Origin of the sequence: Halalkalibacterium ligniniphilum (genome assembly GCF_000334155.1) — a bacterium.
GTDB classification, from domain to species: Bacteria; Bacillota; Bacilli; order Bacillales; family Bacillaceae_D; genus Halalkalibacterium; species Halalkalibacterium ligniniphilum.
This window is the reverse complement of sequence record NZ_ANNK01000080.1, coordinates 1-13,371: the sequence shown is the minus strand read 5'-3', so window position 1 is coordinate 13,371 and position 13,371 is coordinate 1. Positions and strand designations below refer to the sequence as shown.

The window sequence follows — 13,371 nt, the reverse complement described above, 5'->3', positions numbered from 1 at the left end:
TGATGCTTAATCGCCTTCGATCTCGTCTACATTCTCAATCGGTTCAAGACCGTCTTCTGCAGCTGCTACGTCTTCTTCTAGGTCTTGATCATCGAGCAAGCCTAGCTCTTCAGCTTCAGATTCACTTTTTATATCGATCTTCCATCCCGTTAGCTTAGCTGCAAGACGTGCATTTTGACCGCGTTTGCCAATCGCAAGTGATAATTGATAATCTGGAACGATGACTTGAGTCATTTTTTCTTCTTCATTCACATTTACTTGAATGACCTTCGAAGGGCTTAACGCATTCGCCACATAAACCACCGGATCCTCAGACCAGCGAACAATGTCGATCTTCTCCCCTTTTAACTCACTGACAATCGCTTGAACACGTTGCCCTTTAGGTCCGACACAAGCGCCAACTGGATCCACCTCTGGATTTTCCGCATGAACGGCAATTTTTGAGCGGTCACCTGCTTCACGAGCAACCGATTTAATCTCGACTGTGCCATCATAAATTTCAGGTACTTCAAGTTCAAACAAACGCTTTAGTAACCCTGGATGAGTACGGGAAATTAAAATTTGTGGTCCCTTTGTTGTCTTTTCAACTTTCGTAATAAACGCTTTAATGCGGTCATTATGCTTATAGGATTCATTTGGCATTTGCTCATTTAAAGGGAGCAATGCCTCCACTTTCCCTAAGTCCACGTAAATAAATCGGTTGTCTTGACGCTGGACAATCCCTGTCATAATATCTTCTTCTCGATCGATAAAATCTGAATAAATAATTCCTCTTTCTGCTTCACGAACTCGTTGCGTAACAACTTGTTTTGCCGTTTGCGCAGCGATACGCCCAAAATCCTTCGGCGTCACTTCAATTTCAACGACATCGTCAACTTCATAGTTCGGGTTTATTCGTTGTGCTTCATCTAAAGAAATTTCAAGACGCGCATCAAACACCTCTTCAACCACTTCTTTTCTAGCAAAGACTCGAATGCTACCATTTTCACGGTTAACATCAACCCGAACATTTTGGGCCTGATTAAAATTTCGTTTGTATCCTGAAATTAGCGCTGCTTCAATGGCTTCAATAATGACTTCTTTGCTAATTCCCTTTTCTTTTTCTAACGTAGTCAATGCATCCATAAATTCACTATTCATGGAATGTGTTTCCCCCTTTCATAATAGAGAAGCTTGGTTGGCAGTATGAAAACAGCTGATCCTCCTACCACTGTACAAGCAAGCTAAACGAGGAATCGATGCCCATAATGCTTTTTAACTCGCTTGCTATCACGCAACTCACGTTTTCCACGCTCACATGCATGGTTAAAGCTCGACATTTCAATTTCTCAACTCGTTTTTAGAAAACGACCGCAAGACGCGCACTTGCCACTTTCTCATATGGAATCATCATGGTTTTTATGCGTGTTTTGATTTTGATTTGAATGGTTATCGTTTCCCCATCAAAAGCTGTTAATAATCCTTCAAAGGCCTTTTCTCCGTCAATCGGCTCATAGGTTGTGATGTGAACATTTTTTCCAATTGCTTTATTGATGTCTTCTGCCTTTTTAAGTGGACGTTCCGCGCCAGGAGAAGAAACCTCAAGAAAATAAGCTTGGTCAATTGGATCCTTTTCATCAAGCTTTTCACTTAATCTTTCGCTCACAATTCCACAGTCTTCAATGTCAACTCCTTTCTCAGAGTCGATAAAGACACGGAGAAACCAATTTTTCCCTTCTTTTTTAAACTCCACATCAACAAGCTCTAGATTCAATTCGTCTAGAATCGGCGTCACAAGTTCTGCTGTTATGTCCGTCACTTTTTGACTCATCTGTACCCTCCTTGCTGCATCATTGTTTATTTCGTTCCAACTCCGGTCATTCGCTTACACCGAAAATCTGTCCGGAGTTATCAGTGAATTCGTAAAAGCTTGACGGCAAACCATCTCTCAAACGTATGTCATTTAATGACTTGCATCCGTTACCGCTAGTGGTTAGCTGCAGTCGATTCTACCTTAAAAAGTACTGAACGAACAACGAAAGAGTGGGTTTCCCCACTCTTTGCCCGTAACTATTTAAAGTATTACCATAAAAACAATATCACAATCTCCTAGGCTTTGCAACTTATCAACTGGTATGATAAGGGATTTCGGTAAGATTAGAACAGCGAAAGCTGGTTTGATTCTGGAAGTCCTTCTAGGCAGCCATGGTCATCCAAAATCTCAAGAACTGTTTTCGTTAATTTACTTCGTTGCTGCAAATCTTCTTTCGACAAAAACTCTCTTTCCTCTCTTGCTTTCACAAGGTTAATCGCTGCATTTGTTCCGACACCCGTTAGCGCATTGAACGGAGGAATTAGTGTGTTTCCTTCCACAAGAAATTCCGTCGCACTGGAGCGGTAAAGGTCAACCTTTTGGAATGAAAAGCCTCGTTCACACATTTCAAGGGCAAGCTCAAGAACTGTAAGCAAGCTCTTTTCTTTTGGTGAAGCGTCTAACCCTTTCCCGTTAATTTCTTCAATTTTTGTGCGAATCGATGCTGACCCACGAATCATCGTGTCAAGGTCAAAATCATCAGCCCGTACAGTAAAATAAGATGCGTAGTACAAAATTGGATGGTGCACTTTAAAATAAGCAATTCGAACCGCCATTAATACATATGCTGCAGCGTGTGCTTTCGGGAACATGTATTTAATTTTTAGACATGAGCCGATGTACCAGTCAGGAACACCATGCTTTTTCATTTCTTCAATCCATTCCGGCTGCAGGCCTTTCCCTTTACGAACAAATTCCATAATTTTAAAGGCTAAAGAAGGTTCAAGGCCTTTATAGATAAGGTACACCATTATGTCATCACGGCAGCCTATCACATCTTTCAATTCACACGTACCATTATAAATCAATTCATTCGCATTATTTAACCAAACGTCCGTCCCGTGTGACAAACCAGAAATTTGTACAAGCTCAGAGAACGTGCTTGGCTTCGTTTCTTCAAGCATCTGACGAACAAATCTTGTTCCAAATTCTGGGATACCTAGTGTTCCTGTCTTACACATAATTTGCTCATCCGTTACACCTAACACTTCTGGCCCACTGAAAATTTTCATCACTTCAGGATCATCCGTAGGTATCGTCTTAGGATCAATCCCGCTTAAATCTTGAAGCATACGTATCACGGTCGGATCATCGTGACCGAGAATATCAAGCTTTAATAAATTGTCATGAATCGAATGGAAGTCAAAGTGCGTTGTTTTCCATTCAGCATTTTTGTCATCTGCTGGATACTGAATTGGGCAAAAATCATGAATGTCCATGTAATCAGGAACAACGATGATCCCACCTGGATGCTGCCCTGTTGTCCGCTTGACTCCCGTACAGCCTTTGACGAGTCGGTCGATTTCCGCACCGCGCATGTGTAAATCATGATCTCCTTGGTACCCCTTAACATAGCCATAGGCTGTTTTCTCTGCGACGGTTCCAATTGTCCCTGCACGGTACACATAATCCTCACCAAATAATTCTTTCGTATATTGATGGGCACGGGGCTGGTACTCACCAGAGAAATTCAAATCAATATCTGGTACTTTATCCCCTTTAAAGCCAAGAAATGTTTCAAACGGGATATCCTGTCCATCTTTAACATATTGCGTTCCGCATTTTGGACAAGTCTCATCTGGTAAGTCAAAGCCGGAGCCGACCGACCCGTCATCAAAGAAATGTGAATGATGACACGATGGACAAACATAATGAGGCGGCAGAGGGTTCACCTCAGTAATTTCGGTCATCGTCGCGACAAAGGAAGAGCCGACCGATCCCCGTGAACCAACGAGATAGCCATCAATTAACGATTTTTTTACAAGCTTATGGGAAATTAAATAAATAACCGCAAACCCATGCCCAATAATGCTTTTCAGCTCTTTTTCAAGCCGAGCCTCAACAATTTCAGGCAATGTCTCACCATAGATCCTTTTCGCTCGAGCATAGCTCATTTGACGAATTTCATCATCAGCTCCTTGAATCTTTGGTGTGTAAAGCTCGTCTGGGATCGGATGAATCTCTTCGATTTGCTCGGCAATTTTTTGTGAATTTGTAACGACAATTTCCTTTGCCTTTTCTTCCCCTAAAAAGGAGAAGGCCATAAGCATTTCATCTGTCGATTTAAAATGTACCTGTGGTAAAGTTTGTTTGTTTAATGGATTTGCTCCTCCTTGGGAAGCAATTAATATTTTCCTATAAATATAATCTTCTTCATTCAAATAATGGGCGTTTCCTGTTGCTACAACAGGCTTTCCGAGCCTATCTCCAAGTTTCACAAGATTTGTGACAATCTCTTTTAAGGCTGCTTCACTTTTTACAAGCTCTTTTTCAATTAAATGCTGGTAGTTTGATAAAGGCTGGACCTCAATGTAATCGTAAAATTTTGCAATTTCTTCTACTTCTTCAGGAGATTTTTGCATCATTCCCTCAAACACTTCCCCTTGATCACAAGCCGAACCAACGAGCAGTCCTTTCCGGTATTTTTGCAGCTGGGATCTTGGAATCCGCGGTGTTCGGAAAAAGTATTCCACGTGAGACATGGAAACGAGCTTGTATAAGTTCTTTAACCCTTCCTGTGTTTGAGCAAGGAGGATGCAATGAGATGGTCGTTGGCGATGGAAGTTTCCTTGCCCCATGTTATTGTTTAAATCATCATGGTACGTAATTCCTTTTTCTACTGCATCCTTAACCATTTTCCAAAGCAAGTATCCAGTTGCTTCCGCATCATAAATGGCTCGGTGGTGACTCACAAGCTCAATATCAAACTTTTTACAAAGTGTATTTAAGCGGTGATTTTTCAACTCTGGGTATAAAAAGCGTCCAAGCTCGAGTGTGTCAATCACAGGGTTTTTTGCTTCACCGAGCCCGATTTTTTGGTATCCAACGTTTAAAAAGCCCATGTCAAAGCTTGCATTATGGGCAACTAAGACCGCATCTCCAACAAATGCATGAAAATCTCGAAGCACTTCCTCAACTTCCGGTTGACCTTTCAGCATATCGTCTGTTATTCCCGTCAGTTCAATAATTGTATTTGTCAATGGTTCATGGGGATCAGCAAATGCTTCAAAGCGGTCGATGATTTCTCCGTTCTTTACTTTGACAGCAGCGAGCTCAATAATCGTATTGTATACCGCTGATAACCCCGTTGTTTCCACATCAAATACAACATACTCATCGTCAAGCAATGATCGATGTGCCTCATTATAGGCAATCGGAACCCCATCATCAACAAGGTTAGCTTCAACCCCATAAAGGACTTTAATTCCATGCTTCTTACCTGCCGAATATGCTTCAGGGAAAGATTGGACAACGCCATGATCGGTAATCGCCACAGCTGGATGCCCCCATTTACTCGCTTGTTCAACATAGCGTCCGGCAGAGGTCATGCCATCCATTTGGCTCATCACTGTATGCAAATGAAGCTCGACACGTTTTTCCCCTTCTGGTGCACGATCCTTTCGTTCTTCAGCCTGAATCTCATTAACATCGTTTGCAATCATCACAAGATCTCGAACGAACGTATCATTTTGTACGCCGCCTCGTACCTTCAACCACATTCCTTTTTTTATTGCTTGAAGCATTGGAATGTCTTCTTTATCCCGCGAAAACATTTTCACAAGAATTGAATCAGTGTAATCTGTGATTTTAAACGTCAGAAGAGTTCGCCCGCTTCGAAGCTCTCTTGTCTCAGCATCAAAGACATATCCTTGAACGGTAATGCGACGCTCCTCGTCAACAATTGATTCAAGGGGAACAGGCTCGTCTTTTATTTGATAGCCAATGACCAACTGTTTTGCAGCGATTTGTTTATCCACTTGAGACTCGAGTTTTTTCTTTTCAAGAATGGCTTCCACCACTTTTGAATGGTCTTCTTGTTCTCGTTGCTCGACAAATTTTTTAAATTCTTGCTTCGATTCCTTTATTTCCGCTTCAAGTTGAACAGCAGGGAGCCCAAGAGAACGCAAAGACTGATGAAGTGGGTCGGTTAGCTTTCGTTTTAAAGCAACTGCCTCCGTTTCATTTCTAACTTGAATGACAAGACGCTTCCCATCAAAGCTAGGTGTTTGCTTTTGCAGCAAGTCTTGCAATGCAGAGGATATCCCTTGTAAACGCTGGATAATAAAGGGCCAGTACAACACCCATTGCTCTGCAACTAGCTCTTTTTCTTCATAATCAATGGAAAAAGAGACATGAGCAATATGCTGAAACGTTTTCGTCAAACGATCAGACAAGAGCTCATAGATAGGAGCAGGTAGCAAAGTAGGCAGCTCAAAATGAAAATGCCACGTTTTTTCCTCTTTGTTAATCGCGAGTTTTCGAATTTTTCCTTCTTTCAATTCATCATTGACTACATCTTCAGGGATTAGAAGCTGCTGCATGAGTAATTGAAATCGTTCTTTACGGACGTGCTCATCTTGGTTCATGATGTTTCCCCTCCAAGCCTTAACAGTTTCTCATCATGATAGCTATTCAAAAGAGAAGGTACCCCAAGGATGAGGTACCATCTTCTTCTCTCTGGTTTATTGCGATAGACGCTCTAATTGTTCGGTGAGTGTCTGAAGAAGCTCATCAACATGGACTTCAATCATTTCACCTGTTTTCCTTATTTTCATTTCAACAATGCCTTCATTCGCTTTTTTACCAACAGCCACTCGAATCGGTAAGCCGATTAAGTCTGCATCTTTAAACTTCACGCCCGCTCTCTCTGGACGATCATCATATAAGACTTCCAAACCAGCCTTTTGCAACTGCTCATATAGCGATTCACTAAGGCTCACTTGCTCCTCATTTTTCATATTCAATGCTAGCAAATGGATGTGAAACGGCGCCACAGATGGAGGCCACTGAATCCCATCTTCGTCATGATGCTGTTCGATGACAGCAGCGACCGTACGCGATACACCGATCCCGTAGCAACCCATAATCATTGGCTGAGATTTTCCGTTTTCATCTAGGAAGGTTGCACCCATTTTTTCTGAGTAAACCGTTCCCAATTTGAACACTTGTCCTACCTCAATCCCCTGTGCAAAACGAATCGTTCCGTTCCCGTCTGGTGAAGGGTCTCCTTCTTGAATAAAACGCAGATCAAGGTACTGCTCCACATCGAAGTCTCGTCCAACATTTACACCAATAAAATGACTGTTCGTTGCATTCGCTCCACATATTCCATTTACAATTACCTCAACTGCATGATCTGCAACAATTTTTACATCTTTCACACCAATGGGGCCAATGTTTCCGATTGTTGCACCTAGGACTTGCTCCACCTCATCAGCTGTAGCAAAACGGATTGAGCTTGCATTTAACTCATGCTTCAATTTAATATCGTTTAATTCGTGATCACCGCGCAGTAAAACGAGAACCCACTCATTATCCACTTGAACTAGGAGTGATTTGATGATTTTATCCGCAGTTACATTAAGCTTTGATGCTACCTCTTCAATCGTTTTTGCTTCGCCTGTATCCACTTTTTGCAAAGTCAGTGGAGCCTCATCGCTTTTCACGTAATTCACCTTTACTGCTGCCATCTCAATGTTTGCAGCGTAATCGGATGAATCTGAGTAGGCAATCGTATCTTCACCAACTTCAGCTAGTGCCATAAACTCATGCGTATCTTTTCCACCGATTGCTCCTGAATCAGCAATGACTGGCCGAAAGGTTAACCCGACACGGGCAAATACATTTGAGTAAGCCTTATACATAGTCTGATACTCTTCATCTAAGCTCTCTTGTGTAGCATGGAATGAATAAGCATCTTTCATAATAAATTCTCTTCCACGTAAGAGACCAAAGCGTGGACGTCGCTCGTCACGGAATTTGGTTTGAATTTGGTAAAGGTTTAGCGGTAATTTTTTGTACGAATTAATACTGTCTCGAAGCAAGCTCGTAATAACCTCTTCATGGGTTGGGCCAAGGGCAAAATGGCGGTTATGGCGGTCTGTTAGACGGATTAACTCACCACCCATTACATCCCACCGTCCAGTTTCCTGCCAAAGCTCAGCAGGATGGAGCGTTGGCATCGTTAATTCCTGTGCTCCTGTCCGGTCCATTTCTTCCCGAACAATCGTTTCCACTTTATGAAGGACACGCTTCGCAAGAGGTAAATACGTATATACCCCTGCAGCAACTTGTCGAATCATTCCTGCACGAAGCATTAATTGATGACTTGCGACGTCCGCATCTGCCGGTACATCACGCATCGTTGGTACGAGAAAATATTGTTGTCTCATTGCAACGTCCCATCCTTTTTTCTATATCTATCTGACATCGTCAAGCAAACGATGAACCCGTTCGATTTTAGAGGAAAAATTTATTGATGTCATTCCATGTAACAACAATCATTAGTAACATTAGCAACGCAAACCCGATAAAATGAACAAGTCCTTCTTTTTGAGGATCGAGTGGCTTTCCACGTAATCCTTCTAGACCTATGAACACAAGGCGTCCACCGTCAAGGGCCGGGAGTGGAAGTAGGTTAATAATCCCAAGGTTGACACTTAAAGCTGCTGCCCAGCGCATTAAGACGAAAAAGCCCATCTCAGCTGCCTGCCCTGTGTAATTATAAATGCCTACAGGACCTGCAACATAGTCGAGTGAAAATTGACCGGTAACAATCATGCCTAATACATCAAAAATCATCACCATAAAGGCATAGGTCTCTGTCAATCCAAAAGCTAAAGCACTTAGGATCGTCGGCTCATGATTTCCTGGTCTTTCAATCCCTACAAGTCCAACTTGCTCACCATTTTGTCCAGTGTGCTCTTCAGGCGTGATCTCGACTTGCTGTCTCACACCATCCCTTTCAATTTCAAATGTAATCGGCTCATTCGGATGCTCTTGAATAATTATCGTCATGTCAACCCAATTGTCGACTGCCTCACCGTCAATGCTGACGACAAGATCCCCTTCTTGCAATCCTGCTTCCGCAGCTGGACCATTAGGCTGCACACCACCAACAAGAGCATTGTTTTCAGGTACTCCTTGCATAAAAGCATAGGCCGTTAAAATCACAAAGGCTAGTATAAAATTCATCATTGGTCCTGCAAAAATGGCCAATGCACGCTGCCCTACAGTTTTCGATCCGAATTGTCGATGGTAAGGAGCAATTTGAGTTGCCTGTTCGTCTTGGATCGTTTGAGCTTTCTCGTCAACCGCGTAGCGAACCAGCTTTCCTTCGTCATCATAGGCTTCGATGAACAATTCATGCTCCAAATCGATTCGTTCAACTTGAACAACCCGAGCTTCAGGATGCTTTGATTTATTGTTAATAATGATTTGCGAAACTTTATTTTCCTGGTTAAACAGCAATCCAATTTCATATCCTGGTTTAATCGTAATCTGTTCAGGGTCTTCTCCTGCCATACGAACAAAACCGCCTAATGGTAAAAGCCGGAGCGTATAAACCGTTTCATTTCGTTTCCATGAAAAAAGCTTTGGACCAAATCCAATGGCAAACTCTCGACAAAGGATTCCTGCCCGTTTGGCAAAGTATAAATGTCCCCATTCATGTATTGAGACAAGCAGACCAAAAATAATAATGATCGCAATAATTGTATTCACGTTATACACCTCCCTATTACTTAATCAATGAGTGGACAAACCGCCTTGCTTCTTCATCAGCCGCTAAAATTTCCTCTAAACTCGGTCCATTCGTGACTTGATGTCGTTCAAGTGCCTGCTCAATTAAGTCTTCGATTTGAAGAAAAGAAATTTTATTTTGTAAAAAAGCAGCGACCGCTTCTTCATTTGCAGCATTTAATACGGTTGGTAGCGTCCCCCCCGCCTTGCCTGCTTCATAGGCAAAGTTCATGCACCGGTATCGCTCAAAATCAAGTTTAGAAAATTGGAGCGTCCCCACTTCCCATAAGTTTAACTGTTGTCCTTCAAAAAATTCAAGTCGGTCAGGGTACGTAAGCGCGTATTGAATGGGAACTCGCATATCAGGTGTACCGAGTTGCGCAATCACACTTCGATCAACAAATTCAACCATGGAGTGGATAATGCTTTCCTTATGTAAAACGACATCTATCGCATCATATGATTTTCCAAATAACCAATGTGCTTCAATTACTTCTAATCCTTTATTCATCATTGTTGCAGAGTCGATGGTTATTTTTGCGCCCATTGCCCAGTTTGGGTGATTTAGCGCCTCTTTCACAGTGACTTTCTCTAGCTCACTTCTTTTCCGCTCACGAAAACTACCGCCAGACGCCGTTAAAATTAAGCGCTCTACACGCTCAGGGCTCTCTCCTTGAAGAGCTTGAAAAATCGCAGAATGCTCACTATCAACTGGCAAAAGTCGAACACCATGCTTTTTTGCTTCATCTGTCACAATATGTCCTGCCGTTACCAATGTTTCCTTATTGGCAATGGCAATGGTTTTTTTTGCTTCAATTGCTGCTAAGGTAGGAGCAAGTCCAACGCTTCCAATCACAGCATTTACAAGAACCTCAGCCTCTGGCAGTGTGGCTACCTCCAGGAGGCCTTCATCACCGTAAAGCACCGTTACATTAGCAGGTACGTTTTTCTTTAGCCTTTCCTGGTCATTTTTGTCAATCACTGAAACAAGGCGTGGCTTAAATTGATGAATTTGCTTAATTGCAAGCTCGATGTTTCGACCAACCGACATGGCAACAAGCTTAAACTTATCTTCGTTTCGTCTGATTACGTCCAATGTTTGCGTTCCAATGGAACCTGTAGCCCCAAGGAGGCTTATCCCTTTCATACGTTCACCTACTATACGGATATTCCATCATCCTTACTTGAATGAATTATATTAATTGTAACAGATGGAGGATGGGCATGACATAAATTAAGCTATCAAACCGGTCTAACACCCCACCGTGCCCTGGCAAGACGTTTCCTGAATCCTTTACAGCATAATGCCTTTTTAATGCTGATTCTACAAGGTCACCGATTTGACCAAAAACGGAAGCAACAATCATAACCGTCAGCGCCATTGCATAGGAAGGAAAGATTGGAACAAGCCAGTAAAAAATCGATCCGATAACAACTGCAGAAACAATACCGCCAATGGAGCCTTCAATCGTTTTCTTTGGACTAATTTCTGGCCATAGCTTATGTTTTCCGAAAGTTCGTCCTGCAAAATATGCTCCAGAATCAGTTGCCCATATAAGAAACATGACAAAAAAGACAAGCATCATGCCAATTTCAGGTATTTCACGACTCATAATCAAATAGTGAAAGCCAAATCCAACATAAACAGAAGCTAATATTACAAAACCCACTTCGTCAAACGTAAATGCATTTTTCGTCACGACCGTGAGCATAAGCAAAATCAAAATCAAAAACACAAAAATTTCAACTCTCGAAAACGTTGATGAAATCATAGCAAACCAGCTTGTGGGAACAAGCAATAACCACATCGATAATAAGCTAATCATTCCCATCAATGAAAAGAGTTGAATCTTTTTCATCTTAAGTAATTCTATCATCGCCACGGTAGCGACCAAGCTTATGAAAATTGCAAAAGGGGTCCCACCAAGTATGATCATTGTTAATACGACGATGCCAAAAATGACTCCTGTAATAATTCGTTGCTTCAAAAAGCTCGCCCCTTTCTATTACACCCCTCCGTAACGACGTGCACGTTTTTGATATTCGGCAATTGCTTCTGCAAAGTGTTGTTCTGTAAAGTCTGGCCACAGTACGTCTGTAAACCAAAATTCACTGTATGCAAGCTGCCACAGCATAAAGTTGCTTAAACGAATTTCACCGCTCGTTCGAATAAGGAGATCGGGGTCACGAAGATCTGATGTCATTAAGTGTTGTTCAAGTACTTCTTCATTTATGCTCTCCGTGTTTAATAGACCTGCTTCTACTTTAGTGGCGATTTCTTTGATCGCTTTGATCATTTCATAACGACTGCCATAATTTAAAGCAAAATTTAGAATAAGCCCGTCGTTTTCCTTTGTCGCCTCTACCGCTGTCATCACAGCCCTTAACGTATGATCTGGTAGATTTTCTAAAGAACCCATTAAACGAACTTGCACGTTCTCTTCAATGAGTTTCGGTAACTCCATACTTAAAAATCGCTCTGGCAGCTTCATTAAGTAATCCACTTCTGTTTTTGGTCGCTTCCAATTCTCCGTCGAAAAAGCGTAAAGCGTCAATACATCAATTTTGACTTCATTTGCTTTCCGAACAATTTTGTTTACGACTTTCATTCCTTCTCGATGGCCTGCAATGCGCGGAAGTCCTTTTTGCTTTGCCCAGCGTCCGTTGCCGTCCATAATAATGGCAACATGCTTCGGTATCGCTTGTGTTGCTGCGTCCATTGTATATGAGGGTACCGATTCGGCCCGATTTGCTTTCCATTTCGAAAATTTTTCAAGCATGATAAGCCCTCCAACTACGTTGCAGATGCAAAGATGCACCTTTTTATCCTTGCCATTCTCTGCTGATTATTATGCAATCAGTGGTCGTAAATGAAATGCGCTCAATAAGTGTAAAAAAACCCCCTATCATAAGAGGGTCTCTTATATTAATTCTATTTTACCTTGATTTTGTTTATACTTCCATGATTTCTTTTTCTTTCTTTTCTGCGGTTTCATCAACTTGAACGATAAATTTATCTGTTAGTTTTTGCACTTCATCGGTTTCACGGCGAAGATCATCCTCTGTCATTTCTCCGTCTTTTTGTAGCTTTTTCAATTCATCATTTGCATCACGACGGATGTTACGAATAGCGACCTTCGCATCCTCTGCTGCTTTTTTCACAAGCTTTGTTAGGTCACGACGACGTTCTTCTGTTAATGGTGGGATTGAGATACGGATAACCGTTCCATCATTTGAAGGTGTTAATCCTAAATCAGACTTTTGAATTGCACGCTCCACATCTGCAATGGACGACTTATCAAAAGGCTGAATGACAAGCAATCGAGCTTCTGGTACAGTAATGGTAGCTAACTGATTCAACGGAGTCTCAGCACCGTAATATTCAACTGTGATACGGTCTAAAAGTGCAGGGTTAGCACGACCTGCTCGAAGCTTAGCTAATTCACGACTTAGTGCTTCTAACGCTTTTTGCATACGTTCTTTTGCATCATTGATAACTTCCTTTGACATTATTGATTCCCCCTTACAACTGTTCCAATTTCTTCACCAAGTACAGCCTTCTTAATATTACCTTCATCCATAATTGAGAAAACAATTAGCGGTATATTATTATCCATACAAAGAGAAGAGGCCGTTGAATCCATGACAGCTAGTCCTTCTTTTAAAACATCCAAATAAGAAATTGTTGTATATTTCTTTGCTGAAGCGTCAATTGAAGGATCCGCGCTATATACTCCGTCCACTTTATTTTTCGCCATTAAAATAACTTCAGCTTCAAT

General features: G+C 41.8%; 10 protein-coding genes. All 10 read right to left on the bottom strand.

The annotated features are described in order from the left end of the window. Positions 1–6: 6 nt before the first annotated feature. Positions 7–1,140, bottom strand: coding sequence for a transcription termination factor NusA (gene nusA / locus BLT_RS0108430; protein ID WP_017727351.1), 1,134 nt, complete (start codon positions 1,138–1,140; stop codon positions 7–9). A gap of 199 nt (positions 1,141–1,339) precedes the next feature. Then, complete coding sequence (gene rimP / locus BLT_RS0108425) at positions 1,340–1,810, bottom strand: ribosome maturation factor RimP (RefSeq protein ID WP_017727350.1); 471 nt, start codon at positions 1,808–1,810, stop codon at positions 1,340–1,342. A gap of 326 nt (positions 1,811–2,136) precedes the next feature. Continuing rightward, positions 2,137–6,438, bottom strand: coding sequence for a PolC-type DNA polymerase III (locus tag BLT_RS0108420; RefSeq protein WP_017727349.1), 4,302 nt, complete (start codon positions 6,436–6,438; stop codon positions 2,137–2,139). Between the two features lie 96 nt (positions 6,439–6,534). Then, positions 6,535–8,244: a proline--tRNA ligase gene (locus BLT_RS0108415; protein ID WP_017727348.1), complete on the bottom strand. Its 1,710-nt coding sequence runs from the start codon at positions 8,242–8,244 to the stop codon at positions 6,535–6,537. A gap of 67 nt (positions 8,245–8,311) precedes the next feature. Continuing rightward, positions 8,312–9,574 (bottom strand): RIP metalloprotease RseP, encoded by a 1,263-nt coding sequence (gene rseP, locus BLT_RS0108410; protein WP_017727347.1) that lies wholly within the window; start codon positions 9,572–9,574, stop codon positions 8,312–8,314. A gap of 16 nt (positions 9,575–9,590) precedes the next feature. After that, positions 9,591–10,739 (bottom strand): 1-deoxy-D-xylulose-5-phosphate reductoisomerase, encoded by a 1,149-nt coding sequence (locus tag BLT_RS0108405; protein WP_017727346.1) that lies wholly within the window; start codon positions 10,737–10,739, stop codon positions 9,591–9,593. 46 nt (positions 10,740–10,785) lie between these two features. Continuing rightward, a complete protein-coding gene (locus tag BLT_RS0108400; protein ID WP_017727345.1) occupies positions 10,786–11,580 on the bottom strand; it encodes a phosphatidate cytidylyltransferase in 795 nt (264 codons plus the stop codon). An 18-nt stretch (positions 11,581–11,598) separates the two neighbouring features. Next, a complete protein-coding gene (locus BLT_RS0108395; protein ID WP_017727344.1) occupies positions 11,599–12,372 on the bottom strand; it encodes an isoprenyl transferase in 774 nt (257 codons plus the stop codon). A 172-nt stretch (positions 12,373–12,544) separates the two neighbouring features. Further along, a complete protein-coding gene (gene frr, locus BLT_RS0108390) occupies positions 12,545–13,102 on the bottom strand; it encodes a ribosome recycling factor (protein ID WP_017727342.1) in 558 nt (185 codons plus the stop codon). After that, positions 13,102–13,371 (bottom strand): amino acid kinase family protein (locus BLT_RS0108385; RefSeq protein ID WP_017727343.1); only part of this gene is annotated, 270 nt, incomplete at its 5' end. The genes BLT_RS0108385 and frr, both read right to left, overlap by 1 nt.